The sequence below is a fragment of the Pseudomonas arabinosi genome, assembly GCF_047758675.1.
Lineage (GTDB): Bacteria > Pseudomonadota > Gammaproteobacteria > Pseudomonadales > Pseudomonadaceae > Aquipseudomonas > Aquipseudomonas arabinosi.
The window spans coordinates 3276206-3300674 of record NZ_CP180480.1 but is presented as its reverse complement, the minus strand read 5'-3'; the positions used below and the strand labels follow the sequence as shown (position 1 = coordinate 3300674).

The 24469-nt window shown below is 58.2% G+C and carries 26 protein-coding genes and 1 pseudogene; 19 read left to right on the top strand and 8 right to left on the bottom strand.

Annotated elements, in window-relative coordinates:
• Nucleotides 1–39: 39 nt before the first annotated feature.
• Nucleotides 40–966 carry a transcriptional regulator GcvA gene (locus ACMXYJ_RS15540; protein ID WP_415760540.1) on the bottom strand — a complete coding sequence of 309 codons (927 nt, stop codon included), beginning with the start codon at nucleotides 964–966 and terminating at the stop codon, nucleotides 40–42.
• Nucleotides 967–1107: 141 nt separating this feature from the next.
• Between ACMXYJ_RS15540 and ACMXYJ_RS15535 the strand changes: the two genes are divergently transcribed.
• The 6 genes from ACMXYJ_RS15535 (at nucleotide 1108) to ACMXYJ_RS15510 (ending at nucleotide 6895) form a co-directional block, all read left to right on the top strand.
• The gene (locus ACMXYJ_RS15535) at nucleotides 1108–2403 is read left to right on the top strand and encodes an aminotransferase class I/II-fold pyridoxal phosphate-dependent enzyme (RefSeq protein WP_415760539.1); all 1296 of its coding nucleotides are present in this window, start codon (nucleotides 1108–1110) and stop codon (nucleotides 2401–2403) included.
• Between the two features lie 26 nt (nucleotides 2404–2429).
• Nucleotides 2430–3302 carry a TauD/TfdA dioxygenase family protein gene (locus tag ACMXYJ_RS15530; protein WP_415760538.1) on the top strand — a complete coding sequence of 291 codons (873 nt, stop codon included), beginning with the start codon at nucleotides 2430–2432 and terminating at the stop codon, nucleotides 3300–3302.
• On the top strand, nucleotides 3299–4330 hold the full coding sequence (locus ACMXYJ_RS15525; protein ID WP_415760537.1) for a hydroxyacid dehydrogenase: 1032 nt from the start codon (nucleotides 3299–3301) through the stop codon (nucleotides 4328–4330). Before ACMXYJ_RS15530 ends, ACMXYJ_RS15525 begins: the two co-directional genes overlap by 4 nt.
• 15 nt (nucleotides 4331–4345) lie before the next feature.
• Complete coding sequence (locus ACMXYJ_RS15520) at nucleotides 4346–4768, top strand: DoxX family protein (protein ID WP_415760536.1); 423 nt, start codon at nucleotides 4346–4348, stop codon at nucleotides 4766–4768.
• Between the two features lie 65 nt (nucleotides 4769–4833).
• Nucleotides 4834–6342, top strand: coding sequence for a UbiD family decarboxylase (locus tag ACMXYJ_RS15515; protein ID WP_415760535.1), 1509 nt, complete (start codon nucleotides 4834–4836; stop codon nucleotides 6340–6342).
• The gene (locus tag ACMXYJ_RS15510; protein WP_415760534.1) at nucleotides 6329–6895 is read left to right on the top strand and encodes a UbiX family flavin prenyltransferase; all 567 of its coding nucleotides are present in this window, start codon (nucleotides 6329–6331) and stop codon (nucleotides 6893–6895) included. Before ACMXYJ_RS15515 ends, ACMXYJ_RS15510 begins: the two co-directional genes overlap by 14 nt.
• A gap of 170 nt (nucleotides 6896–7065) precedes the next feature.
• On the opposite strand, the gene ACMXYJ_RS15505 is transcribed toward ACMXYJ_RS15510, so the two are convergent.
• Nucleotides 7066–8439 (bottom strand): MFS transporter, encoded by a 1374-nt coding sequence (locus ACMXYJ_RS15505; protein WP_415760533.1) that lies wholly within the window; start codon nucleotides 8437–8439, stop codon nucleotides 7066–7068.
• Between the two features lie 99 nt (nucleotides 8440–8538).
• Between ACMXYJ_RS15505 and ACMXYJ_RS15500 the strand changes: the two genes are divergently transcribed.
• The 4 genes from ACMXYJ_RS15500 (at nucleotide 8539) to ACMXYJ_RS15485 (ending at nucleotide 11061) form a co-directional block, all read left to right on the top strand.
• Entirely contained in the window at nucleotides 8539–9465 is a 927-nt protein-coding gene (locus ACMXYJ_RS15500; protein WP_415760532.1) for a LysR family transcriptional regulator, read from the top strand.
• A gap of 155 nt (nucleotides 9466–9620) precedes the next feature.
• Nucleotides 9621–10232 carry a glutathione transferase GstA gene (gene gstA, locus ACMXYJ_RS15495; protein ID WP_415760531.1) on the top strand — a complete coding sequence of 204 codons (612 nt, stop codon included), beginning with the start codon at nucleotides 9621–9623 and terminating at the stop codon, nucleotides 10230–10232.
• A 63-nt stretch (nucleotides 10233–10295) separates the two neighbouring features.
• Nucleotides 10296–10667, top strand: a complete 372-nt coding sequence (locus ACMXYJ_RS15490) for a Rid family hydrolase (RefSeq protein ID WP_046046710.1) — start codon at nucleotides 10296–10298, stop codon at nucleotides 10665–10667.
• Entirely contained in the window at nucleotides 10657–11061 is a 405-nt protein-coding gene (locus tag ACMXYJ_RS15485; protein WP_415760530.1) for a nuclear transport factor 2 family protein, read from the top strand. Before ACMXYJ_RS15490 ends, ACMXYJ_RS15485 begins: the two co-directional genes overlap by 11 nt.
• Nucleotides 11062–11147: 86 nt before the next feature.
• Here the strand turns inward: ACMXYJ_RS15485 and ACMXYJ_RS15480 are convergent, their stop codons facing one another.
• Nucleotides 11148–11378, bottom strand: a complete 231-nt coding sequence (locus tag ACMXYJ_RS15480) for an SDR family oxidoreductase (RefSeq protein ID WP_415760529.1) — start codon at nucleotides 11376–11378, stop codon at nucleotides 11148–11150.
• A gap of 236 nt (nucleotides 11379–11614) precedes the next feature.
• On the opposite strand from ACMXYJ_RS15480, the gene ACMXYJ_RS15475 reads away from it, so the two are divergent.
• The 8 genes from ACMXYJ_RS15475 (at nucleotide 11615) to ACMXYJ_RS15440 (ending at nucleotide 18680) form a co-directional block, all read left to right on the top strand.
• Nucleotides 11615–12139 carry a DUF2867 domain-containing protein gene (locus ACMXYJ_RS15475; RefSeq protein ID WP_415760528.1) on the top strand — a complete coding sequence of 175 codons (525 nt, stop codon included), beginning with the start codon at nucleotides 11615–11617 and terminating at the stop codon, nucleotides 12137–12139.
• A 223-nt stretch (nucleotides 12140–12362) separates the two neighbouring features.
• Nucleotides 12363–12563 (top strand): hypothetical protein, encoded by a 201-nt coding sequence (locus tag ACMXYJ_RS15470; RefSeq protein WP_415760527.1) that lies wholly within the window; start codon nucleotides 12363–12365, stop codon nucleotides 12561–12563.
• Between the two features lie 31 nt (nucleotides 12564–12594).
• A complete protein-coding gene (locus ACMXYJ_RS15465) occupies nucleotides 12595–13023 on the top strand; it encodes a hypothetical protein (RefSeq protein ID WP_415760526.1) in 429 nt (142 codons plus the stop codon).
• A gap of 421 nt (nucleotides 13024–13444) precedes the next feature.
• Nucleotides 13445–14296 (top strand): sugar phosphate isomerase/epimerase family protein, encoded by an 852-nt coding sequence (locus tag ACMXYJ_RS15460; protein WP_415760525.1) that lies wholly within the window; start codon nucleotides 13445–13447, stop codon nucleotides 14294–14296.
• Nucleotides 14297–14310: 14 nt separating this feature from the next.
• A complete protein-coding gene (locus tag ACMXYJ_RS15455) occupies nucleotides 14311–15381 on the top strand; it encodes an isopenicillin N synthase family dioxygenase (RefSeq protein WP_415760524.1) in 1071 nt (356 codons plus the stop codon).
• A 43-nt stretch (nucleotides 15382–15424) separates the two neighbouring features.
• Nucleotides 15425–16219, top strand: coding sequence for an ABC transporter substrate-binding protein (locus tag ACMXYJ_RS15450; protein WP_415760523.1), 795 nt, complete (start codon nucleotides 15425–15427; stop codon nucleotides 16217–16219).
• A gap of 64 nt (nucleotides 16220–16283) precedes the next feature.
• Complete coding sequence (locus ACMXYJ_RS15445; protein WP_415760522.1) at nucleotides 16284–17831, top strand: amino acid ABC transporter permease/ATP-binding protein; 1548 nt, start codon at nucleotides 16284–16286, stop codon at nucleotides 17829–17831.
• Nucleotides 17832–17891: 60 nt separating this feature from the next.
• The gene (locus ACMXYJ_RS15440) at nucleotides 17892–18680 is read left to right on the top strand and encodes an SDR family oxidoreductase (protein WP_415760521.1); all 789 of its coding nucleotides are present in this window, start codon (nucleotides 17892–17894) and stop codon (nucleotides 18678–18680) included.
• 116 nt (nucleotides 18681–18796) lie between these two features.
• Here the strand turns inward: ACMXYJ_RS15440 and ACMXYJ_RS15435 are convergent.
• The 5 genes and pseudogenes from ACMXYJ_RS15435 to ACMXYJ_RS15415 all read right to left on the bottom strand — a co-directional run.
• Nucleotides 18797–19018 (bottom strand): annotated as a pseudogene (locus tag ACMXYJ_RS15435) (integrase); the annotation flags it as partial.
• 192 nt (nucleotides 19019–19210) lie between these two features.
• Nucleotides 19211–20536, bottom strand: a complete 1326-nt coding sequence (locus ACMXYJ_RS15430; RefSeq protein ID WP_415760520.1) for an epoxide hydrolase family protein — start codon at nucleotides 20534–20536, stop codon at nucleotides 19211–19213.
• Between the two features lie 144 nt (nucleotides 20537–20680).
• Complete coding sequence (locus tag ACMXYJ_RS15425) at nucleotides 20681–21601, bottom strand: ketopantoate reductase family protein (RefSeq protein ID WP_415760519.1); 921 nt, start codon at nucleotides 21599–21601, stop codon at nucleotides 20681–20683.
• Between the two features lie 40 nt (nucleotides 21602–21641).
• Nucleotides 21642–22550 (bottom strand): alpha/beta fold hydrolase, encoded by a 909-nt coding sequence (locus ACMXYJ_RS15420; RefSeq protein WP_415760518.1) that lies wholly within the window; start codon nucleotides 22548–22550, stop codon nucleotides 21642–21644.
• Between the two features lie 9 nt (nucleotides 22551–22559).
• The gene (locus ACMXYJ_RS15415) at nucleotides 22560–23273 is read right to left on the bottom strand and encodes an SDR family oxidoreductase (RefSeq protein ID WP_415760517.1); all 714 of its coding nucleotides are present in this window, start codon (nucleotides 23271–23273) and stop codon (nucleotides 22560–22562) included.
• A 197-nt stretch (nucleotides 23274–23470) separates the two neighbouring features.
• Between ACMXYJ_RS15415 and ACMXYJ_RS15410 the strand changes: the two genes are divergently transcribed.
• A complete protein-coding gene (locus ACMXYJ_RS15410) occupies nucleotides 23471–24082 on the top strand; it encodes a TetR/AcrR family transcriptional regulator (protein WP_415760516.1) in 612 nt (203 codons plus the stop codon).
• The last annotated feature ends 387 nt before the right edge of the window (nucleotides 24083–24469 follow it).

The window sequence follows — 24469 nt, the reverse complement described above, 5'->3', positions numbered from 1 at the left end:
AAGAGCGGGATTGATAGATGCCAATACAAAACGCAAAGCTTATTTAAGGATTTCGGAAGCAGAGGCAGATTTGGCGCTCTGCACCAGATCGATCAGCCAGGTGCGGAATGCCACGACTTTTTTCGAGTTGGCAATTTCCAGCGGCGTCACCAGGTAGAAACCCAGATCGGACTTCAACTTGAGGTTGAACGGCGCTACCAGTTTCCCGGCCTTCAAATCGTCATCGACGTAGGTGGAGCGACCGATGCACACCCCCAATCCGTCGATGGCAGCCTGCACCGCCATCATTGCCAGATCGAAGGTTAGCCGCGTGCCTTCGGCGAGTTTCTTCGGTTGCCCTGCCGCGCTCAACCACATGTTCCAGTCGTTGCTGGTCATGCCGCTGACCTGCAATAGCGTGTGATTGGCCAGATCAACCGGGCTTTTCAAGGCTTTGGGGCCAGTCAGCAGCTTGGGGCTGCACACAGGAAAGATCTCGTCGGACATCAGCCAGTCCGCCCGCAAGCCCTTCCAGTCGCCGAAACCGTAGCGGATCGCGGCGTCGATGCCGCCCTTGCGGAAGTCGACCAGTTCGGTTGATGCGGTGACCCGCACATCAATATTGGGAAATGCTTCCTGAAAGGATGCCAGGCGCGGCAACAGCCATTTGGACGCTAGGGAAACCAGGGTGCTGATGGTCAATGCGCTGTTGTTGGTCGACTCGAGCAACATTTCCGTGGAATAGCGCAACTCATGAAACGCCGAGCGAATGCCAGGTAAATATGCATGACCTTCAGTGGTCAGCGCCAGACCATCCTTGAGCCGCAGAAACAGGCGAATGCCCAGTTCATCTTCAAGTCGGCGGATCTGATGGCTGATGGCCGTCTGCGTGACATTGAGTTCCTCGGCGGCCTTGGTAAAGCTCATATGGCGAGCAGCAGATTCAAACGCTTTCAATCCATTGAGAGAGGGAATTCTGGCAACCATAAGACTTCGTAATGCTCATGAGATTTTGTCATAAGGTAGCACTCAAGAAGTCCTTTGCAAAATGTTTCAGCGGTCGTGGATCCTAGCGCCGTTCTCAAGCCACAACGGCTTGAAAACGACCACTCAAAGGACGAGATCGCCGTGAATAAAACAGTTGAAATCAACAACAGCCCGGACGAAAAAGCGCCACAACTGAAGGCTCGCAATGCCTCGAGAATGGCTGAAATCAGCCGTCCGCATTTCGACGCCGCGTATGAAAAAGGTCTGATGGGGGTTTCTTGCCGTGTGCTCGACAACCGCCGCATCGAAATTGCCACCAGCGGCAAGGAAGTGATCGACTACACCCGCTGCGGTTACCTCAACCTGGACGCCCACCCTAAAGTGCTCGCCGCCGCCAAGGCCTCGATGGATGAAATCCCGTCGGCGCACTTTTCGGTAGCCCGCACACGCCTCTCCGCCGAGCCGCTAGTGCGCCTGGAACACACCCTGGCCAAGTTGTTTGATGTAAACGGTGTGGTGGTGTTCCCGACCGTGGCTGCCGCCAACATGGGCGCCCTGCCGCTGCTGGCTGCCGGCCTGTTCACCGGTGGTGAGAAACCGCTGATCGCTTTCGACCGTTTCGCCCACGTGACGCTGCAGTACCACATCCCGGTACTGCGCGAAGAAACTGACGTGATCGTGATCGAGCACAACGACCTCGAACACCTGGAGCGTCTGTGCCAGGGCGGTCGCAAGGTCGCCTACGTGGGCGACGGTGCCTACTCGATGGGCGGCGCGGCGCCGGTTCGCGAGCTGCGTGCCCTGCAGGACAAGTACGGTCTGTTCGTATATCTGGACGACGCTCACGGTATTTCGGTGGTCGGCCAGCACGGTGAAGGCTTCGTCCGCTCGCAACTGGACGGCCTGGATGAGAACACCATCGTGGCCGCGTCCCTGGGTAAAGGCTTTGGCGCAGCGGGCGGTCTGTTGATGCTTGGCACCAAGCACATCGAGAACTCGATCCGTCGTTATGCACCCACCTACGGCTTCTCCTGCGCACCAAACATGGCTGCCGTGGGCGCAGCACTGGCGTCGGCGGAAATCCATGCCACGCCGGAACTGCACAAACTGCAACGCTCGCTGCGCAACAACATGAAGCTGTTCGACAACCTGATCCCGACCGAAACCAGCGGCAGCGAATTGCCGATCCGGATCGTACGCATCGGTAACGAAGAGGAAGCCATCGCCAAGGGTGAGTACCTGCTGCAACAGGGTCACTACACCTCCGTCGTGTTCTTCCCGACCGTACCACGTGGTCAGGCAGCACTGCGCATGTCGGTCACCTCGGCACACAACCCGGCCGATATCCTCGATCTGAGCCTGATGCTCAAAAGCAGCGATTCGAATCGGGATAGCGCTCCTGTCGCGGCCCAACTCCAGCCTGCGCTGGCTGTTTGACTGACGTTGTGCAGGAGACTCACAACATGAAGCGAACGGATCTGGCGCAAACCTTCGTCACGTCGGTGACGGATTTCGATATCAACACGGCTTCCCTGGAGGAGATTCGTGCCATTCAGGAACTGGTATACGAACGCAAAGTGGTGGCACTGAAAAACCAGACGTTGACCCGTGAGGGTTATCAACAGTTCGCAGCGTGCTTCGGGGAACTCGAACAGTTCAAGCTCAAGAGTTACCACGACCCGGCGTATCCGAACATTCTGGTAATCAACAACCGCAACGGCGCTGGCGCGGTCGGCGCGCGCAAGCTCGGCAACATGTGGCACAGCGACTCCAGCTACTTGGCCGAGCCACTGCCACTGACCATGCTGCACGCGCAACAGATTCCCGAAGCGGGTGGCGATACGCTGTTCGTGGATATGCAGTCGGTGTATGACGATCTGCCGAAGGATCTGTACGAGCGGGTCAACAATCGTCAGGCGGTACATGACGTGCGCTGGACTTACAAAGTCAAGGAAGACGATGTCGGGGAGTCGATCCAGGAAATCTTCACTCGCCTGGAGCAGACCTTCCCGGCCAGCACCCACCCAACAGTTGCCGTGCATCCTCGCACACAGCACGAAAGCCTCTACGTTAACCCGGGCTACACCTCGCGCATCAACGGTTACTCGCAAGAGCAAAGTCGGGCGTTGCTTGATGAGCTGTTTGCGTTTGCCCTGACGCCGGAGCGGATTTTCAACTACCAGTGGGAGCCCAACGACCTGCTGATCTGGGATAACCGTTCGGTGCTGCACTGCGCTACCGAGCTGTCGCGGGATGCCCAGCGGGTGATGTTCCGCATCGGCGTCAATGACGGCGAGTTCTTTGCCCGGAACGCGGTACAGGAGCACGTCGCATGAACAAGAAGCGCGTACTGATCGCCCATATCCTGGGTGCCGAAGGCAAGCAAATGCTGCGCGAGCGTGACGACATTGAAGTGGTGGAGTTTCCTAACACCATTGAGCAAGGCCAGTTCCAGGCCTTGCTCGAGAGCTTCGATGCAGTGCACGGCGTGGTTCTCGGCCTGACCCGGTTCGGCACCTGCGAGTTGCAACGCGCACCAGGTTTGCAGGTGGTGTCGCGGATCGGCGTCGGCTTCGACACGGTCGATATCCCGGCGATGACCGAGGCCGCGATTCCAGTGATGGTCTGCGCCAATGCCAATCACCGGGCAGTGGCGGAACACACCCTGGGCTTCATGCTGTCCCTGGCGAAACGAACCGAGGCGCTTACCCATCTGGTGCGCAACGGCAATTGGCATCAGCGCTACGACTACTTGCCCAGTGAACTGGAAGGTCGCGAAGTGCTGCTCGTCGGTTGCGGGCGGATTGGCGCCCGTGTTGCCACGCTCCTCGTGGCCCTGGGGATGCGGGTCAAGGTGTACGACCCGTACCTCGCCCCACGACAGTTGCCCCACGGCGTAGAACCGGTTGCAGTGCTTGAACACGGATTGGCAAGTGCCGATTACGTCAGCCTGCACTGCCCGAAGACCGCCGAAACGGTCGGCTTACTGTCCGCCGAGCGTTTGGCCCTGATGAAACCCCAGGCGTATGTGATCAACACCGCACGTGGCGGCATCGTCGACGAGCAGGCGCTTTATCAGGCACTGGTCGAAAAACGCATCGCCGGCGCCGCGCTGGACGTGTTCCTGCCAGAACCGCCGTCCCACGGCAGCGGTCTGCCCAGCCTCGACAACGTTATCTGCTCGCCGCACCTGGCCGGGGTTTCCCGCGAGGCGGTGAGCCGCATGGCGAAACTGGCCGCCGGCAACGTACTCGACGTTTTCGACGCTCAACCAAACCACGAAAACGCGGTGAACCCACAGGTGTTCAACCGATCGTTTTTTCTGGCTGACACAGACTCCGCCGCTATCCCTTACCCAATCTGACTTGTGAGCAATGGAATGTACTTACGCTATCAGCTGTTCGATGACCAACGCGACGCACTGATCCTCGTGGCACGGATCATGATCCTGATCCTCTACGGCTACTTCGGCTTTACCTATGTCACCGACCACGGCAGCTTCGTGACCTACCTCAAATCGGTGAACGCGCCGATCCCCGAGTTCACCGCGATCGTCGCCACCGTCGTCGAATTCTTCGGCGGACTGGCCCTGCTGTTCGGCTTCTGGACCCGGCCCATCGCAGCGATTTTCGTGCTGTACACCATCGGCACCGGGATCATCGGTCATGCGTTCTGGAACACCACCAATCCGGCCGATCATCACACGCTGTTCGTGCACTTCTTCAAGAACGTGAGCATTGCCGGCGGTTTCCTTTTCCTCTGCCTGTTGGGGCCTGGAAAGTACTCGATCGACAAACGTTGATCTTTTGGCGGCGGGCGCAGAAATGCGCCCGTCGTTTTTCTATTCAGTCCTTGCGGATACCCAAGATGAACGAATTGATTGAACCAGTTGCCGACCTTCGAGACTGGCTGGCACGGGCCGAGAAGATCGGCGAACTGCAGACCGTCTCGCAAGCCGTCGACCCGATTGAAGAAATGAGCGCCATCACTTATCTGGTGGCCCGCCAAACCGCCTCGCCTGCAGTGCTCTTCGACCAAGCGGACTCGCCGCTGGGCTTGCGTCATTTGTGGAACATCTTCGGCCCGAGCGTGGCGCGCACCGCGATCACCCTTGAGGAGGCACCGGACACGCCGACCATGGAACTGATCCGGCGCACCAAAGACAAGCTCAAACACAGCATCGCCCCGCTTGAAATCTCGGCTGAAGCCGCGCCGATCTACCAGAACACACTCACCGGCAACGACATCGACCTCACCCGCCTGCCGATCCCCAAACACTGGCCAAGGGATGGCGGCGCCTACGCCGGAACGGCGGATGCGGTGTTCACCCGGGATCTGGAATCCGGCTACCTGAACGTCGGCACTTATCGAATGATGATCCAGGGCCCCCGCGAAGTCGGCCTGTCGCTGGCACCGGGCAAGGATGCCCTGCGTCATATCCACCAGGCATGGGCCAGAGGCGAGGCTTTGCCCGTCGCGGCAGCCTGGGGCGTCGATCCATTGATGATGGTGGTGGGATCGCAGTCGTTGCCGCCGGGCGTCAGCGAGTATGATTTTGCCGGTGGCATCAAGGGCAAACCCGTTGAAGTGGTGCGCGCGAAAAACTCCGACCTGCTGATTCCTGCCGCAGCGGAAATTGTCATTGAGGGCGTCATTCGCCCGGGATCGACTCGTGAAGAAGGGCCTTTCGGCGAGTTCACCGGCTACTACGGCTACAAGGACATCGATTGCCCGCTGATCGAAGTCACCGCCCTGCACTACCGCACCCGACCGATTCTGACCAATGCGCTGATGGCCGATTTCCCCTCGAACGAGCAAAGCGCGTTTTTCTCCACCATCCGCTCGGCCAAGATCTGGAGCGACCTCGACAAGCTCGGCATTCAGGGCATCAAAGGGGTGTATTGCCCGCCCGCCGCTGCCGGAGCCTTCGGCATGATCGTCATCAGTCTCGAACAGAAATACGCCGGGCATGCCGCACAAGCCCTGGCCCTCGCCAGCCAGGTGCCCGGCGGCGCCTACATCAGCAAATGGATCGTCGCGGTGGATGAGGACGTCGATCCCACCGACATGAATCAGGTGCTGTGGGCCATGGCCACGCGCGCCACGCCCAGCGATGACATCGACATTCTGCGCAACACCCGCGGCTCGCCGCTGGATCCGGCACAGAACCCGCCTGAGAAGCGTTTCTTCGGCTCCAAAGCCTTGATCAACGCCTGCAAGGATTACCGCAACATTCGCAACTTCCCCACCCGCACCCTGTTGCGTCCATCAGTCTATGAACGCGTGCGCGAGCGCTGGAACGATCTGGGTCTGCCGGGCGAAGCGCCGGTGATCAGCGCATTCGACAACGTGGTGGATTCCCATGAGCAGCCCTGAACGACGCATCGTGGTCGGCATCAGCGGTGCCAGCGGCGTGATTTACGGCGTGCGCACACTGAAGCTGCTGCGCGAGCTGGGCATTGGCACCCACCTGATCATGACCAAATCGGCTCAAGTCACGCTGGCCCATGAACTCGACATGAAAGTGGCAGATGTCAAAGCCCTTGCCAGCGTCGTGCACGATCCAGCGGACATCGGCGCATCGATTTCCAGTGGCTCGTTCAAGACCCTGGGCATGGTGGTGACCCCTTGCTCGATCAAGAGTCTTTCGGAAATTTCCAGCGGCATCACCGGCAGCCTGCTCAGTCGCGCCGCCGATGTGACGCTCAAGGAGCGCCGGCCATTGATTCTGATGGTGCGGGAAACGCCGTTGCATCTTGGACACCTGCGCAGCATGACCCAGGTCTGTGAGATGGGCGGCATCGTGATGCCGCCGGTACCGGCGTTTTATGCCCGACCGCAAACCATCGAAGACATGGTCGATCACACGGTTGGCCGAATGCTCGATCTGTTGGGACTGGACACCGGGACGGTACGTCGCTGGGGTTGAACGTTGCTGTTGGCTGCATCTTCGGCAAGCGTGCTTCGGCGCCTTGCCGAATCGCTCTTTCACAACCTGAACCGACACAACAACGTTGCGTTTGCCTGCCTGCTCGATACGGGGCAGGCAACGCAACGTCGATTCATTGAAACACTCACCGGCCAGCTTCGGCGCGCCGGTCAGCATTCACTCACGACATCGACTTCGTCGGTGTACAGCCGCAGTACAGTCAGCAAGGCGGCGGCAATGAACGACAGGGCAATGATCGATAAGGCCCCAGTGGCGCGCCCCGGCTCTTCGAGCGTGGCGCCGAGCAAGGCAATACCGGTCACCCCGCCACATTGGCGCGCGGCATTGAGTACCCCGGAACCGACGCCGACCTTGCCGCTCGGCACACTCGCCAGACAAGCGCCGACAATGACCGGCAAGGTCGCACCACCCAGACCGATCAACAGCCCCCCGAGCATCAGGTTGATGCGATCCATTCCGTACAGCGCCAGCAATACCGCCCCGAGCGCTCCACAAAGCATGCCGGCGGTACCGACTGAACGGGCCCCGAAGGCATTCGACAAACGCCCCGAGAGACTCGCCATCACGCCGGTCGCAATCGTCATCGGGATCATTGCCAGACCGACCTCCACCGGCGTCCGGCCCTGCCCCTGCAATGCGAACGGCAGCACGAACAGGCTGCCGTAATACGCCAGGGTTTGCAGAAACCCGGCGCCAATGGCGGCGGAAAAGGTTCTGGACTCGAACAGATTCAGCGGCAGCATCGGTTCACGCTGCGCCTGCTGCGAATAGATAAACGCCGCGCCCGAAACCAGCGCCACCAGCAATGTCGCGATGACCCAGGCGTTGCCCCAGCCCCACACTGGCCCTTCAATCAGGGCAAAGATCAACGACACCAGCGCCAGCGCCGAAAGCATCTGTCCCGCCCAATCAATCGAGCGCGGCTGGATGGCAAGGCGACTGCTGCGTACCGCGCAACAGCCCAGGGCAATCAGGCAGAACGGTACGTTCAGATAAAAAATCGAACGCCAGTCGACCAGTTCCACCAGCATGCCGCCCAACAACGGGCCGCTCACCAGCGCGAGTGCCGAGATCCCGCCCCACAAGGCCACGGCCTTGGCCCGCGCCTTGGGATCGGGAAACGCCTCGACCAGCAGTGCCATGGAACTGGGCAGCATCAGTGCCGCACCGATGCCTTGAATGGCCCGCGCGGCAATCAGTTCAACAACGCCTTGGGCCAATCCGCAGGCCACCGACGAACCGGTAAAAACCAACAGGGCAAACAGGAACACTTTCCTGGCCCCCAGACGATCACTCAACGCACCGGCGGACAACAGCAGGCTGGCAAACATCAGGGTGTAGGCGCCGGCGATCCATTGCAGCCGATCCATACCCGTTGCCAGGTCATGCCCGATGCTCGGCAGCGCCACGTTCAGCGCTGTGACATCCAGCGCGACCATGAACGAACTCAACGCCACGCTCACCAGAACAGGAGCCGCCGAGGCGGGTCTGGCCGCCAGATCCATTGACAAGGTTTTGCCCACTTTCCAACACCTCACTGTGTATTCAGGGCGATCCTGAGGCTGTGCAGGTGCTTCGTAAAATTAAATCTCGATTAGCCGAACATAAGAGGAACTACTGAGATGATGAACCTGATGCATTGGCGCCTGCTGGTCGCCGTGGCTGAAGCCGAAAATGTTTCCCGCGCCGCCGAGCGCTATGGCATTACCCAGTCGGGCGCAAGCCAGGCCCTGACGCAGATGGAGGAAGCGCTAGGCGTAAAAGTGTTCGTGCGCGACCGCCGCCAGACCACCGCGACGGCGATCGGGCAGCAGATCATCGACCGCGCACGACGCATGCTCAGCGAGTTCGAATCAATCCAGAATCTGGTAGATGCATCGCGCGGATGCCATCTGGGACGGATCAAACTCGCGAGTTTTCCATCCGTGTTCGCCAACCTGCTGCCGCCGCTGCTGCAAAGCTTCAGCCGGCTGCACCCCGGCATCGAAATCGTCTCGCTGGAAGGTACCGACGAAGAAGTCGAACAATGGCTGACCAACAGTAGCATCGACCTGGGCGTCGTGATGAACCCCTGCCCGTCCCGTGGTGCGCTGTTGCTGGGCCGCGACTCCTGGGTGGCGGCAGTCCCCGCGAACCATCACTTGGCCCGCAAATCCTCGGCCAACACGGTCGCGCTCAAGGATCTGGTGGAAGAGCCTTTCATCCTCGCGACCGGCGGCTGCTACCTCAATGGCCAGTCACTGGTCGAGCGTGAAGGACTCAAGCTCAAGGACATCAAGATCACCGTGCGCGACTGGACCACCGCGTTTGCGTTGATCAGTGAAGGCATGGGCATTTCGATCGTACCGGCCTCGACACTGCCGGTTGATCGCCGGGGAATGCGGGTCTTCGAATTGAGCAAGCCGATCTATCGTGAGTTCGGCCTGGTGTGCTCACCCGCCGGCGAACACACGCCTTCTGCCCAGGCGTTTCTCAATGAAATCCGCAAGTCGACCCTCGGCAGCGACATCCCGATGACGGTTCGCAGTACTGAAGCGAAAGTCGCCTGAATGGACATAAGGGCACCTAATGATGGGCGCATAAGATCGTAATTTTACCGTTCGATGACATGCCACCAATATGTCTGGAACGAGGTTCACAGCCGTTTCAGGCCTGGAACGGCACCACGTTAGGGTAAGCGTTGCCCGCTTATAAGGAGATACCCATGAAACTGTACTTTGCCCCTATGACCTGCTCCCTGTCGCCGCACATCGTGCTACGTGAACTGGGCCTGCCTTTCGAACTGATCCGAGTCAACAACAAGACCAAAGCCACAGCAGACGGCCGTGATTTCCGCGACATCAACCCAAAGGGATACGTCGCCGCACTGGTGCTGGATAACGGCCAGGTACTGACCGAAGGGCCGGCCATCGTCCAGTACCTGGCCGATCAGGTTCCGGGCAATTCCCTGGCACCGGCCAACGGCACCTGGGAGCGCACTCGTCTGCAGGAATTGCTGAACTTCATCACCTCGGAAATCCATGGTGGCAGCGCGCCCTTGTTCAATGCTGATATTCCTGAGTCCACCAAAGAAATTTTCCGGCAGAAACTGTTCAAGCGCCTGGACTACCTGAACAGGGGCCTGGTGAACAAAGACTACCTGCTGGGCGCCTTCGGCCTGGCCGATGCCTACCTGTTCACCGTGCTGAAGTGGCTGCCGTTCTTCAATATCGATGTCAAGAACTGGCCAGAACTGGCGTCGTTCATGAAGCGCATCGAAGCACGTCCAAGCGTGCAGGCCGCCATTGCCGCGGAAGAAGCAACGCTGCCGGTTTAATCAAGGACGGCAGAAGCCAGTCGATGCTGGCTTGTGCCTCACTTCAACCTGGAAGAAGACCCTATGCAAACAATTGAACGCGTTCCGAGCGGCCACGCAGGACGTAGCCGTTCCTGCGCCTGCGCCAACACCGTTTATACCGTGGCAACCTCTGCGGACACCTCACTGGACATCGTCGGCCAGACTCACCAGGCCCTCGCCGCGTTGAGTACCAGCCTCGAAGGCCTTGGCTCCCACGCTTCGCGCATGCTGTCGGCCCAGGTGCTACTGGCGGACATGGGCAGCAAACCCATGGTCGATGAAATCTGGGCCAGGTGGATCGGCGACAACCCGCAACACTGGCCCCAGCGCGCCTGTTACGGCGTCGACCTGGGTGGAAAACTGCTGATCGAAATCATCGTCACGGCAGCTCGAGGAGCGGCTGATGACGCATAACGATCAGATCGACCTGGTGATCCGCACCTGCGAAGCACAACGCAGTGCCGCCATGCTCGGCGGTCATCTGGATATCTTCAGCTACCTGTTCCACCCGGACCTGACCTACATCCACGCCAGCGGTGTGGTCGACGATCTCAAGAGCTACCTTGAGAAGTGCCGCGCCCGGGAGTTCATCTATCACACCCTCAACCATCAAATCGACAAAGTGACCCGGGTGGGTGAACTGGCGATCGCGTTTGGCGAGATGTTCACCACCGTCACCTCCGGGGGCGTGCGAAAACATCTGCACAACCGAACGCTCACGGCGTGGCAGAAAACCGATGAACAATGGCAACTGCTGGTCTATCAAGCGACGCCGCTCAAGCCAGCCGTGGTGATCGAGGCAACGTGAACGATTCGGCGTGCGCCAGCGTTCAATCGCGTAAAACAAAAAAGCCCTGCACGCATCTGGCGTGCAGGGCTGATTTCTTTTGAGGATCAGATTTGCGCTGTGCCGCCATCGACGGACAGTTCAATGCCAATGACCAAACCGCTGTCATCTGACGCCAGGAACAACGCAGCCCTGGCGATTTCACTCGGCTCGCCCAAACGCCCCTCGGCACCACGGACGCCAGTCGATCCCGCCCCAAGTGCCAGATGGCGGTAATTTTTTGCCGGTAGCTGCCTGTAACCGAGGGCAGTTATCGGCCAGGAGAGGACGGTGGACACAGTGATGGCAAATGGGTAGCGTACCGATGCCGCTTTTGAATCCAGAAGGCAGCAGGGCTTACCGCCGCCCTTGTTGTGTTTTTCTCAGGGCGATGTCGCGTTTGCCGCAACCACTTCTAAGCTAGACAAGTACTTGCAGGGCGAAAAGGAGCGTTATTCGACAAGCCATCGCAACAGGAAACGCGACATGGCATGTCGTCTAATTATTAGTAGTTAGACCTCAGGAGAGATCCCCGATGCCCAGAGAATTCGAGCTTATTACGTCCGTGCCAGTCCCCTCGAGGTCCGGCATCTCCCACTTTTACAAGTCAATGAACCTAGCGGACGCTTTTGCGATTCGGCTCCCTGCGGGCACATCCAGCAATCCAGATTTGCTGGCTCGATTCATCTTTTCCCACCAGCCATCCTGGATCGGATGGCTCTTGAAAGTCCGAGACACTATCGTTGCCTGTTTTGGTCTCAAGACAGCCAAACACTTGGCATCACTTGCTAATCGGCTTGGAATCTTCAAGGTCTACAGCACGAACCAGACTGAAATCGTGTTGGGAGAGGACGACAAGCACCTCGACTTCCGGATATCGGTTCTGTGTTCTGGAGAGGCAGAAGGCAATCACCAACTCGTTTTGTCAACCGTGGTCCAGTGCCACAACCGTCTAGGCCGGGCCTACATCTTCGTCATTGCCCCATTTCACCGCTTGGTTGTTAAGGCCAGTCTCCTGCGTGCAGCGCGCATCGGTTGGCCTCTGGCTACCTGCCCCTAAGGCTGAGTACGCTGTGTGCCCCTCAGAAGTCTAACCCTTCCATCGAGAGGCTTGTTCCGGCAGCCCGGCCAAGCCTCTCAAGTCAAACGTCAGGCCTCCAGGATTTATTCGCTCCATCTGCCGTTCATCACTAAAGGAATGGAAAATAGGTCCAGGTTTGCGTTCAGTGCCTACGCATGGGTCGCATGCCAAGCACGAAAACAAGCCATTTTTGGAAGCGTCGGTGTACACGCGCTTCGCCGTCTTCGTGGCCTTCACTACCTTCGCTGTCGTTGGCCTCGCCAGTCCAATGATCGTTCTCTTCGGAGTAGCGGATCTTTTGGGAGGCCTATGGACCTACTTCGCACTGAAAGCCGATGCTCAGTCGATCAAGCCTATCCTGGTGGGCCTGCACGTTATGAAGCAAAGCAGTATGACGCTCTGATACATTCGCCCTTTTTCAGGAGGGAAAAATTATGCGAAGGATTATCGCAACGGGGGCGCTCTTGCTGGCCTTGGGCGGTTGCGCAACATCACCTATGCGGGTTTCTGAAGCGCGGCCAGTGCCGGCCAATCAGATGTACGCGTTCAAAAGCCAGGGCTCGAACGATCCGGGACGCCTGACTATTCTTCGTGATGACGGGCTTGTCGGTGCGGGATGTGACGTCGTGTTCTACATTGATGGTCAGCGCGCAGCCAAGATAGGTCCCGGTCAGAAGGCATCTTTCATTTTGCCGCCCGGTGAAGTGAACCTCGGCACGGGGCTCGCCGAGTCTGGATTATGTGCTGGTGTCGCGATCAAAACTGTCGCGGCCAACATCAAGCCAGGGAAAGAAGTGATTTATCGAATCAACTGGGATACGCAAAGTTTCTACTTGGACCCCTACGTTGAATATGGATATTGAGCCCGGACAGTTCCGGCCTGTTTTGCACGCCACGCTCAATGAAGTGGCAAGGCAGATAAATAACCGCCCTCGAAAAACACTAAATGACGAAACGCCCGCTGAACGATCTAGCCAATCTGTTGCATCGACCGGTTGAATTCACAGCCAGAAGCGAACCATCAGCGCCCCGGTCTCGCTTGGGACTCTTCAAAATGATGCCGTAACAATAGCACCCCTCGCTAATAGCCAGCGTAGACACCTCCTCGCCCATAAAATCCCTCTTGAAACGCGCGATAAATAGCTAGCTATTTGTTGACGAAAGTCTGAAGTATTCATTTGAATTTTCAGATTCTTCCACCCCGTCGCCTATGCCTAACATCGGCTCCACAGCGAACTAGCCTCGGCAGCGCTTAGTAGGCCCAAGGGTTTTTGAGGATCACCGATGAAGCTGGAAATTTTCCGCACGCTGTGGGGTTACACCGCCAGCAAGGCCCAGGCGCTTGAAGAGCTGCTGCAGGCGGGCTTTGATGGAATGGAAGCACGCCTGCCACTGGACGCCCGTGAACGGGCTGAGTTCGCCGCTTTTCTCCAGGCCAATCGCCTGGGTTATATCAGCACAGTCTTCACGGCCTACGATGTGCTGCCAGAGCAATCGGCGACCCCTGCCGTTCACCTCAATGACCTCAATCAGAAACTCGCCTGGGCCGCCGAGCTCGGCCCACGTTTCGTCAACGTGCTGGCGGGCAATGACCGCTGGTCGTTGCCACAACAAGTGGAGTTCTTCGGTCAGGCACTGGAACTGGCGCGCAAGCACGGTCAGGTCTGCAGTTTCGAAACTCACCGCTCGCGATCGCTGTTCAACCCCTGGGTGACCCTGGAGTTGATCCGGCAACTGCCCGATCTGTTGTTCACCAGTGACATCAGCCATTGGGTCGTGACCTGCGAGCGCCTGTTGAATGACCCGACCGATGATCTGAGCGCTTTCATCGAGCGGGTTCACCATATCCAGGCCCGGGTCGGTTACGACCAGGGTCCGCAGGTTCCGCACCCGGCGGCTCCCGAGTATGCAAAAGAACTGGCTTTCCACCAGCAGCACTGGGAAAGCATCTGGCGCTCGCAGCAAGCCCGCGGTTACCAGGTCAGCACCCTGACCCCGGAATTCGGCGCCGACGGCTACCTGCACCATTTGCCCTTCACCAATGTCCCGGTCGCCGACCTGTGGTCATTGAACGTGTGGATGGGCCAGACCGAGCGCGAACACTTCGAGCGTTTCCACCACTCAAGCAATCCTTAGGGAGCCGATGCGTCATGCCTGACAATAAAAACAACAGCGCCAGCACTGACACACACAAAGCCAACTTCAATAGCATCCCGGTGGTCAACATCGCCGGTCTGTTCAGCGTCGAACTGGAACACCGCCTGGCCGTGGCCGAACATTTGGGGCGCGCCGCCAGCGAAGTCGGGTTCCTCTATATCACCAATCACGGTATCGACCCGCAGCTGATCGCCAACCTGCGCAAGGCTGCCAAGGACTTTTTCGACCAGCCCTTCGACACCAAGATGCGGCACTACATCGGCACCTCGCAAACCCACAAGGGCTTTGTACCCGAAGGCGAAGAGGTCTATTCCAAAGGCAAGCCGGACCACAAGGAAGCCTTCGACGTCGGCTTCGAAGTCCCGGCCGATGATCCGCTGGTGCTGGCCAACACCCCGCTACTGGGGCCCAACGACTGGCCGCAGCTGCCGGGTTTCAAGGCGTCGGTGCAGGCCTACTATGACGCGATTTTCGCCTTGGGCCGGCGGCTGTTTAGCGGCTTCGCCCTGACCCTGGGCCTGGAAGAAAACTATTTCGACAGCCTGGTCACCCGCCCGCCGTCCAAGCTGCGCCTGATCCACTACCCCTTCGACGGTGCCGCCCATGACGCACCGGGTCTTGGCGCCCATACTGATTATGAGTGCTTCACCATCCTCCTGGCCGACAAACCAGGCCTTGAGGTGATGAACAACCTTGGACAATGGATCGATGCACCACCGATTGCCGATGCCTTTGTGGTCAACATCGGCGACATGCTGGAAGTGATGACGGCAGGCGCATTCGTTGCCACTGCGCACCGGGTGCGGAGCGTGAAGGAGGAGCGTTATTCCTTTCCGCTGTTTTATGCCTGCGACTATCACACCCAGATCAAACCGCTGCCCGGGTTCGCCCAGGGAGGTAACGACTACGAAGAAATCACGATCGGCGAACACATGTACGGCCAGGCACTGCAGACCTATCAGTATCTGCGCCAGAGGGTGGCCAATGGGGACGTTCAACTGCCAGGCAAGGCACGCAAGCCCGCCAGTTTCGGACATTTGAAAAATCAGGCTCAACCGTCCTGATTGAAGTTTTCAGTTACCCCTACCTACGCCGGAGTCAGTAAAAATGAAAAACAATAAAAAAAACCTGTTGAGCTTGGCTGTATTGGCAGCCGGCATGCTCGGTGCCTCGGTGAGCATGGCCGCATCAGACACGTTCAAAGTCGGCATGGAAATCACCTACCCTCCTTTCGAGTCCTATGACAAGGACAAAAACGTGGTGGGTTCGGACCCCGAGATAGCAGCGGCACTGGCCAAGCACATGAACGCCAAGGTGGAGTTCATCGACACCAAGTTTCCGAGCCTGATCCTGGGCCTGAACTCCGCCAAATACGACGCGGTCATTTCCGGCATGTACATCACACCGGAGCGCCAGACTCAGGCCCAGACCATCGCCTATGCCAACACCGGTGCCGCGGTCATGGTGCCCAAGGGCAGCGAGATCAATGCGAAAAAACCTGAAGACCTGTGCGGCTTGAAACTGGGCCTGGAACAGGGCACCACCTGGGTCAAGGAATTCAGGAAGCTGTCCGATGAGTACTGCGTGCCGAACAACAAAGGCGCCATCACCGTCAGCGAGTACCCCTCGGCACCCGAAGTGACCCAGGCCCTGTTGTCCAAGAACATTCAGGCCCAGGTTGAAATCGCCGGCGCCGCAAAATTGATCGCGGAAAAAACCAATGGCCGGGTGGTGATCACCACCGACCACCCGATCTATCAGCAAACCCTGGGTATCTTCGTCAAGAAAGGTAACGACGAAACATTCCAGGCCGTACAAAAAGCCTTCGAGGAGACCAAAAAGAGCGGTGAATACGCCGCTATTCTCAAGAAATATGGCTTGGAAGAACCGACTGCCCACTAAGAACGTGTCCTTGTAGTCTGGTCATCTGCCGCCCCTGAACCGGGGCGGCAGATCGAGGTGCCCTATGCAATTCGATTGGTCGTATTTCATCTCCCTGTTCTCCCTGCCGGACTTCTGGAAGGCCTGCGTCACGGTGGTCCAGCTCAGTGCCCTGGCCTGGTTCCTCGGCATGCTGCTGGGCTTTGGCCTGGCCACGGCCAAGTTGTCCCAGTCGCCCTTAATGCGCATTCCCGCGGCGGTCTACATCTGGTTCTTCCGCAGCATCCCGTTGCTGGTGCTGGTGGTCTTCGTCTACAACTTGCCACAATTGTTTCCCGGTAGCGGACCGATTCTGTCCAACCCCTTCTACGCAGGCTTGCTGGCCCTGGTGGTCACGGAAGCGGCTTACATGGCGGAGATCCACCGTGGTGGCCTGATCTCCGTGGCCAAGGGCCAGAAGGAAGCAGGCCGCGCGCTGGGTGTCGGCCTGTTCGGCATGCAGCGCTTGATCGTGATCCCCCAGGCTTTCCGTATCTCGCTGCCTACGTTGATCAATGAATACATCACGGTGGTCAAGCTGACGTCGCTGGTCTCGGTCATCTCCCTGACCGAAATCCTCACGGTCGGCCAACGCCTCTATGCCACCAACTTCCTGGTCATGGAAACCCTGGCGGCGGTGGGCGTGTACTACGTGCTGATCGTCACCGTGTTCGGCTTTTTCCTGCAGCGCCTGGAGCGCTACCTGGACCTGAACTTCCGCAAGCCGCATACACTCGATGCCGCCGCCGAGGCCAAGCTCAAGGCCTGCGCCGAAGCCTTGCCCGACAATGCGCGTAAAGCCACGGGCAGCAACGCGACGCCCATCCTGCAACTGAAGAACATCCAGAAGAGCTATGGCACGCACCAAGTGCTGATGGGTATCGATCTGAATGTCGAATACGGCCAGGTGATCTCGATCATTGGCCCATCCGGTTCCGGCAAAACGTCGCTGATCCGCACGGTCAACGGTCTGGAAAGCATCGATACAGGCGACATTCTGTTGTTCGGTGAAAAGTTCATCGAAGCTTCGGACAAACCCAACAGCGCCCGTCTGCGCAAAGGCGTGCGGCACATTGGCATGGTGTTCCAGAACTTCAATCTGTTCCCGCACCGCACCATTCTCGACAACGTCACGCTGGCGCCGCGTTACCACGGCATCCCGGGCGAGCTGAGCGAACACCGTGCTTATGCGCTGCTGGACAAGGTCGGCCTGCTCGCCCACGCCCACAAGTACCCGCACCAGCTCTCCGGCGGACAGCAACAGCGCGTGGCGATCGCTCGTGCTTTGGCCATGGAGCCGGACATCATGCTGTTCGACGAGCCTACGTCAGCGCTCGATCCAGAGCTGGTGGGCGATGTGCTGAACGTCATACGCGACCTTGCCAGCGAAGGCATGACCATGATTATCGTCACCCACGAAATGGACTTTGCCATGTCGATATCCGACAGGGTCGTCTTCATGGAGAACGGTAATATCCAACTGGATGCTGCACCTGAAACCATACGCTGCGATGCCGAAGGAGAGCGAGTGCGGCGCTTTATGGGAATCAGTACTCGATCGCCAAACCTGCCTGTCACTGCGAATCATGCGTGAGCATGGGTACTGCAGTAGGCAACCACTTTCTTTGAGCTTCCTTCTTTCAGGAAAACACGCATGAATCTTGGAATAGCAGGACGCTGGGCGCTGGTGTGCGCGGCCAGCAAAGGCCTGGGTAAAGCCTGCGCACAGGCACTCGTCAGCGAAGGCGTTAACGTGGTGATCACCGCCCGAGGCGAACAGACGCTGAATGAAACAGCCCGTCAGCTCAGAGCGATAAATCCTGAAGTGACTGTCATCGCCGTAGCCGGAGACATTTCGACGCCCGAGGGTCGCGCGGCCGCCCTTATGGCCCATGAGCATTTCGATATTTTGATCAACAACGCTGGAGGCCCTCCTCCCGGGGATTTTCGCGAATGGAACCGCGACGCCTGGCTCAAGGCGCTGGATACCAACATGCTCACCCCTATCGAGTTGATCAAGGCAACGGTAGACGGTATGGCCACACGCGGATTTGGCCGAATCATCAACATCACCTCGAGTGCCGTGAAGTCCCCAATCGAAAGCCTGGGTCTGTCCAATGGCGCGCGCAGTGGTCTGACGGGGTTTATCGCAGGGCTTGCCCGGCAAGAAAACATTGCCAGTCGGAATGTGACGATCAACAACCTGCAACCGGGCTCATTCGACACCGATCGACTGCGTGACAACCTGGTCGCTGCGGCCGAAGAGTCGGGGCAAGACAGTGAGGCATTCCTCGGCGATTGCCGTAGCGAAATTCCTGCTAAACGCTTCGGCTCACCCGAGGAGTTCGGTGCTCTGTGCGCTTTCGTTTGCAGCAGTCATGCGGGCTACCTGACCGGGCAGAACGTGTTGATTGATGGAGGGGCCATTCGCTCCAGCCAGTAAAGACAACGGGCGTTGAACCTGGAACCTTGGAGCATTGCCTTTGGAACCTCCCCCATCGGCAATCGATTCATCCCGCGTGTAGAAACCGTCGAGGTCTAAGGCAAATGAAGCCTCGCATGCTCCCCATGGGTGATGTCGCGGACTCGCAACTTGGTTAAGTCACAAGCACGCAGCTTGCTATCGATGGCCAAGTTGAAGAGCGCCAAATCACGCGTCTTCTCAGCAAGCTGAAGTCTTACGCGGATAGCCCAGATATCTCTGACTCGAAGCGGAGCTTTCTGCCCGACAAGCTTTCCCTTGTTCCAAGGCTGATGTTGGTATCTAGCAATAGTGTTCATGGCTTGTCCTCCACGTGAGGGGAGGACAAGGGTGGATCAGTCACAATGGCTGGTGGTCGCTATCCGACCCATAGCTGCCGGTGGCGACAGCCAGAAATCGGCCAAAAGCAGCCGGTCAGCACCAGCTGCATCTAGACGGGCATTGGTGTACGGCCTGCCCTGCAAGTGGGCAGGCCATATGCAACGTTTTACTTAACGCAAGGTGCGGAATGCTGCCCGGAGTTCTTTTGCGAACAGCTCAGGTTCTTCCCACGCCGCGAAATGTCCCCCTTTGTCTACTTCGTTGAAATAAACCAGGTTGGGATAAGCGCGCTCAGTCCAGGTCTTCGGCGCCTTGTAAATTTCGCCGGGAAACACGGTGACCGCGACAGGGATCTTGATGTCGCGGGTCTTCTGTTCCACTGCGTTGAAGTTGTTGTTGTTATTTTCCCAGTAAAGGCGGGCGGACGAGACGGCGCTATTGGTCAACCAATAGAGCGAAATACCGTCGAGCATCTCGTCCTTGGTTAGGGATTTGCCGGCATCACCACCGCTGTAGGTCCACTGATTGAATTTGTCGAACATCCACGCCGCCAACCCCGCAGGTGAATCGGATAAGCCGTACCCTACGGTCTGTGGGCGGGTACCCATCATGGCGCCATAAGCGGCATTTTTGGAGAAGAAGGTTTTCAGCGATTCATAGGCCGCTGTCTCCGAGGTCGACAGACCGGCGGGTGGAGGGGTGCCGTCGCTTATTGCCTTGGCGACATCGGCGGGTACGGTAGCTGGCATGTTCACGTGTATGCCCAGCAAGCCTGATGGCGCCTGGCGCCCCATGGCATCTGCGATCACAGAACCCCAATCGCCGCCTTGGGACACGTAGCGCTTGTAGCCCAGACGCTTCATCAACACATCCCAAGCGAGTCCGATGCGGTCAGGGTTCCAACCGCCGCTGGTGGGACGCTGCGAAAAACCGTAGCCGGGCATCGAGGGAATGATTACGTCAAAAGCATCTTCGGCGCGACCTCCATGGGCAGTGGGATCGGTCAAGGGGGCGATGGCCTTGGTCAGCTCCAGGATCGACCCGGGCCAGCCATGGGTGAGTAGCAGCGGCATAGCGTTCGGGTGTTTTGATTTGACGTGGATGAACTGAATGTCGAGGCCGTCAATTTTGGTCACGAACATTGGTAAGGCATTGAGCTGTTTTTCAACCTTGCGCCAGTCGTATTGCGTGCCCCAGTAAGCCACCAGATCCTGGAGTTTCGCCAGTTGCACCCCTTGGGATTGGTCGCCTACCGTTTCACGGTCTGGCCAGCGTGTGGCTAACACACGCTTGCGCAGGTCGGCAACCGCCTCTTCAGGAATGTTAACTTTAAAAGGACGGATCGCGCTGTCCTGCTCAACGGTGGCAGCGACCTCCGGTGTGGTGCTGGCCCGGGCGTAACTGGGTGAGACGAGTGCGAGCAGTGCGCAGGCACCTGCAATTGCGGTAGTCGCAAGCAGGCTGCGCCGCAAGTGCGGGAATGATATAGAAGACATGGTCTTTCTCCTGAAGAATGGCGCGATGTATGCGGTCAGCCGCACCACCTGCGCCACAGGCAGATTTTCGGGGTGTCGCCTCCGATCAGCGAGGCGGTCGGAATGGCCCATGGCCGGGCCGTCAGGTGCTGTCCTTGGAACTTTTCAGTTATCCAATCGTGCTTGGTAAACCAACAAGTGCGCATAGACCAAAGCCAACAGGGGAGCTTCCATATCCTTTGCAGACGCTCGCACGAGGAGATCCCCAATGATCTGATCGGCTTCGATGGCTCGGCCGGCCACTAGATCCCGATACATCGACGATGTTTGTGGGGAGCCTTGCGATGTGAGAAGACGATAGGCTTGCGTCAGGAAGGGCTCGCTTAGTTCTTGACCTGCGGCACGGACAACCGCCGCCACTTCATCAATCATGCGTAGCGCAAATTCGTGACCTCCTGCGGCCGCTACGACTTCGCCAATACTGCCTCTCATCAGGCAATTGATACTCCCCATCGCCGCGAGCAACGTCCACTTCTCCCACATGTCCCTTAAAATCGTATTCGAAATGTTTGCATCGAATCCGGCGTCGCGCATGAACGCGTGCACGGCTGCGAGTCGATCCGAATCACTCCCATCCAGCTCTCCATAGGAGATATCGTTGAACGTGCCCTGCTGGATGATACGTCCACTCTCATCAAGGCTTGTTGCCACTTTGCAAGCGCATCCCAGCAAGCGCTCTGCACCGAATTTTTCCGAGATGACGTCCATGTGCCGCATGCCGTTGAGCAATGGCAAGATGACTGTTTCGGGGCCGACAGCGGCGGCCATGTCCTGTAGCGCAGAGTCAAGCGCGTAGGCCTTGACCGCTAGCAAAACGATGTCGAAGGTGCCATTGATTTGCGCTGATGTAATGAGCTGCGGTTGTATGTCGATGTCACCGGCCGGGCTTCTGACGCACAGGCCATGTTGCTCGATGAGGCGAAGTCGTTGCGGCCGTACGAGGAACGTAACATCGCGACCTGCCTTGGCCAGCTTTGCCCCGAAAAACCCGCCGGTCGAGCCGGCGCCCACGATCAAAATTCTCATTGTTAAAATCCTCGTTACAGCAGGTTGAGTCTGATCTGGGTCAGTCCAGGAAAGCATTGGCCTGATTTACAAAGTCGTCGGCATATTGGAACAGTGCTCCATGCCCCGAATTCGGATAAATCAGTAACTTGGCGTTCGGGATGTGCTGTTGCAACGTGAATGAGTTTTGGGTCGGTACCATCACATCCTTGCTGCCGTTGACCACTAAAGTCGGCTGAGAAATGTGGTTCAGCTGAGAAAAAGTTCCGTCACCGGGCGAGTTCCACTTGCCCAGCGCCGCGCCTTGAGCGTTGATGGCTTTCATCGAAGCGAGTGTGTCGAGGCCCTCGCTGCGTTGATGACGCCTTTCCCAGAAGTCCCGGGCCGCCTGCTGGCTGGACGGAGCCGGATCAAAGAACAGGTAGGCGGTTTCTTCCTGTGAGGCTATCGTCTCGCGCAGGGCGATCCCCGGTACCTTTGGATCATTTCCCGGTACTCCACCGCGCGGCGACGTTCCTGCAAGGATCAGTTTGCGGACCAGCTCTGGATGCCGCAGTGCAACTTCCTGAGCCACCATGCCGCCGATTGAAAAACCCAGCACATCCACTTGCGTCAACCCGCGTGCGCGTGCAAATGCGGCGACGTTATCGGCCATGGCTTCGAACGAATCGGGGGTTTCGCCACCGCTGAGGCCTACGCCAGCATTGTCGAACAGGTAAACCGGCCGCTGTTTTGCCAGACCATCGGTGAGTGCCGGATCCCAGTAATCCATGTTGCCACGAAAGTGCTGAAGCAGGATGACCGGAACCCCCGTCTGCGAACCAAGTTGACGGTAGGCATATCGCACGCCGTCCGCTTCAACGAACTGATTGGGTGCTGTGTTGTGAGTAGCAGTTGACGCCGCGAAGGCACTCCCAGCAGTCATGACAGAAAACGCTGCGCCGAGGGCGAGCCGTTGCATGAAATTCATCTCGTACTCCTACGCAGTCGCTTCAGGGTTCAGGTATGCCGCTTGCTCAGTCGACAGGCTGGCCTTGATGGTGCGTGTCCCTTGGTCTGCGAGCACTTCTTTCAAGCCTGCTTCCACGCCGTCCAGCGACTGGATCACGACGTCGGATGGCTGGACTTTCGGCACGTCAAAACCATGTGTCAGGTCGGTGTCGATGAAGCCCACATGCAGGCCTTGCACGCTGGTGCCCTGGTCATGGAGTTCGATCCTCAGCGAGTTGGTGAAGCTCCACGCTGCCGCTTTCGATGCCGCGTAAGCGGACAGGAAAGGCGCGGCAACCCAGGCAGCATCCGACAGTACGTTGACAATCGCGCCGCCGCCGTTGGCTTTAAGCACAGGGGCGAAGGCCAGGCTGACGTGCATGACGCCGTAATAGTTGGTTTCGAAGATTTCGCGAGCGGCTTCCTCTAGGCCAGGATCAAGCATCGATGGCAACAGGCGGGCAATGCCTGCGTTGTTGACCAGCAGCGTAACGTCGCCAGCTTGAGCCACCGCCGCAGCCACCGATGCCGGGTCGCTGACGTCCAGGCGAATGGCGATCACCCCCGGAATGTTGACGCCTTCGGGGTTGCGCACCCCGGCGTAGACCTTGCTCGCGCCGCGGGCTACGAGTTCTTTTGCGAACGCGAGGCCAAGACCACGGTTGGCGCCGGTAACAAATGCAACGGCATTCTCGATTTTCATTGTTGTGTGCTCTCAGGGAATGGGTAACTAACGGTGCCTTACGATTGCGATCGCAATCATTAAATTAATAGTGGTACTGACAATTATTAAAGTCAAGACTCAGGTGGAAATAACAATTATCACTTTTTGGTATAGGGTTTTGAATGATTGTGGACGCAACTATAATGTGCAAAGATCACCTTCAAAGGAGCCTTGTCATGAAAATCTCGAAAGAAAAAGCAGAGGCCAATCGCGCCGCATTGATTGAGACGGCGAGCCGTCTGTTTCGGCAGAAAGGGATCGATGGCGTGGGCGTTGCCGAAATCAGCAAGTCAGCAGGCTTGACGCACGGTGCCCTGTACGCGCATTTCCCATCCAAGGAAGCTCTGGCGGCCGAGGCACTGGCGTGGAGCTTGGAGCAGAGCAATGCCAAGCTCTATTCGGGTACGGTGGATGGCGAGCCGGATCTGGAACGCTTTCTCTCCGACTATCTGTCTGTCGACAAGCGCGACGATTATGCCGACCACTGTGCAATGGCCGCGTCAGCCAGCGAAATTGGCCGCCAGGATGCGGTGACCAGCTCAAAGTTTACCGAGGGTTACCTGGTGCTGGTTCGAGCGTTCGAGCGCAGGGTGGCGGCCAACAACCAAGCCGTCGACGCGCTTGCCACCGCCATGGGCATTGTTGCGGCAATGATTGGCGCCCTCTCGGTTGCGCGCGCTACGGCGAAGGCCAGGCCAGAGGTATCGGCCCAAGTACTGCAAGGTGTGCGTCCAATGATTGACGCCGCACTGGGCAAACCATACGGCGAACGCGAGAAGTCCAGATGAGGACGAAGGCCAGCCTCTTGGGTTGCCTGTTCAAGTCGCTCCTCTGGCACTAAGCACTACACAGTTAATCTTTGCCGCTTTGCGGCACTTACCCGCCATCAAAGTAAAACAATCTCCCGTGACTTTGAGTGAACGAACGTTAATAGCTGCGTGGAATTTTATTCGCCTGGAGTTTGGCAAGCATCCATCTAGCAAAAATCCTGGACGTTAACGGTGGAGGCCTTCGCGAAGGGCCGCTATGGGTGGAAAACCGTCTGAGTTGACCGTCTGCTTTTGGCCGAAAGCTGCTGGTGGCAACGGGCAGAAATCGGCCAAATGCGGTCGTTCACAGGTACCTACAGAATTAGAGGCGAGTCAGTGCCGGACAGTGGGGATTCTTCCCCAATC

Excerpts from the sequence above, each read along its gene's own strand:
- ACMXYJ_RS15540 (WP_415760540.1), bottom strand. The coding sequence starts at position 966 with ATGGTTGCCAGAATTCCCTCTCTCAATGGATTGAAAGCGTTTGAATCT.
- ACMXYJ_RS15530 (WP_415760538.1), top strand. The coding sequence starts at position 2,430 with ATGAAGCGAACGGATCTGGCGCAAACCTTCGTCACGTCGGTGACGGAT.
- ACMXYJ_RS15525 (WP_415760537.1), top strand. The coding sequence starts at position 3,299 with ATGAACAAGAAGCGCGTACTGATCGCCCATATCCTGGGTGCCGAAGGC.
- ACMXYJ_RS15520 (WP_415760536.1), top strand. The coding sequence starts at position 4,346 with ATGTACTTACGCTATCAGCTGTTCGATGACCAACGCGACGCACTGATC.
- ACMXYJ_RS15515 (WP_415760535.1), top strand. The coding sequence starts at position 4,834 with ATGAACGAATTGATTGAACCAGTTGCCGACCTTCGAGACTGGCTGGCA.
- ACMXYJ_RS15510 (WP_415760534.1), top strand. The coding sequence starts at position 6,329 with ATGAGCAGCCCTGAACGACGCATCGTGGTCGGCATCAGCGGTGCCAGC.
- ACMXYJ_RS15500 (WP_415760532.1), top strand. The coding sequence starts at position 8,539 with ATGATGAACCTGATGCATTGGCGCCTGCTGGTCGCCGTGGCTGAAGCC.
- gstA (WP_415760531.1), top strand. The coding sequence starts at position 9,621 with ATGAAACTGTACTTTGCCCCTATGACCTGCTCCCTGTCGCCGCACATC.
- ACMXYJ_RS15490 (WP_046046710.1), top strand. The coding sequence starts at position 10,296 with ATGCAAACAATTGAACGCGTTCCGAGCGGCCACGCAGGACGTAGCCGT.
- ACMXYJ_RS15485 (WP_415760530.1), top strand. The coding sequence starts at position 10,657 with ATGACGCATAACGATCAGATCGACCTGGTGATCCGCACCTGCGAAGCA.
- ACMXYJ_RS15475 (WP_415760528.1), top strand. The coding sequence starts at position 11,615 with ATGCCCAGAGAATTCGAGCTTATTACGTCCGTGCCAGTCCCCTCGAGG.
- ACMXYJ_RS15465 (WP_415760526.1), top strand. The coding sequence starts at position 12,595 with ATGCGAAGGATTATCGCAACGGGGGCGCTCTTGCTGGCCTTGGGCGGT.
- ACMXYJ_RS15460 (WP_415760525.1), top strand. The coding sequence starts at position 13,445 with ATGAAGCTGGAAATTTTCCGCACGCTGTGGGGTTACACCGCCAGCAAG.
- ACMXYJ_RS15455 (WP_415760524.1), top strand. The coding sequence starts at position 14,311 with ATGCCTGACAATAAAAACAACAGCGCCAGCACTGACACACACAAAGCC.
- ACMXYJ_RS15450 (WP_415760523.1), top strand. The coding sequence starts at position 15,425 with ATGAAAAACAATAAAAAAAACCTGTTGAGCTTGGCTGTATTGGCAGCC.
- ACMXYJ_RS15445 (WP_415760522.1), top strand. The coding sequence starts at position 16,284 with ATGCAATTCGATTGGTCGTATTTCATCTCCCTGTTCTCCCTGCCGGAC.
- ACMXYJ_RS15440 (WP_415760521.1), top strand. The coding sequence starts at position 17,892 with ATGAATCTTGGAATAGCAGGACGCTGGGCGCTGGTGTGCGCGGCCAGC.
- ACMXYJ_RS15430 (WP_415760520.1), bottom strand. The coding sequence starts at position 20,536 with ATGTCTTCTATATCATTCCCGCACTTGCGGCGCAGCCTGCTTGCGACT.
- ACMXYJ_RS15425 (WP_415760519.1), bottom strand. The coding sequence starts at position 21,601 with ATGAGAATTTTGATCGTGGGCGCCGGCTCGACCGGCGGGTTTTTCGGG.
- ACMXYJ_RS15420 (WP_415760518.1), bottom strand. The coding sequence starts at position 22,550 with ATGAATTTCATGCAACGGCTCGCCCTCGGCGCAGCGTTTTCTGTCATG.
- ACMXYJ_RS15415 (WP_415760517.1), bottom strand. The coding sequence starts at position 23,273 with ATGAAAATCGAGAATGCCGTTGCATTTGTTACCGGCGCCAACCGTGGT.
- ACMXYJ_RS15410 (WP_415760516.1), top strand. The coding sequence starts at position 23,471 with ATGAAAATCTCGAAAGAAAAAGCAGAGGCCAATCGCGCCGCATTGATT.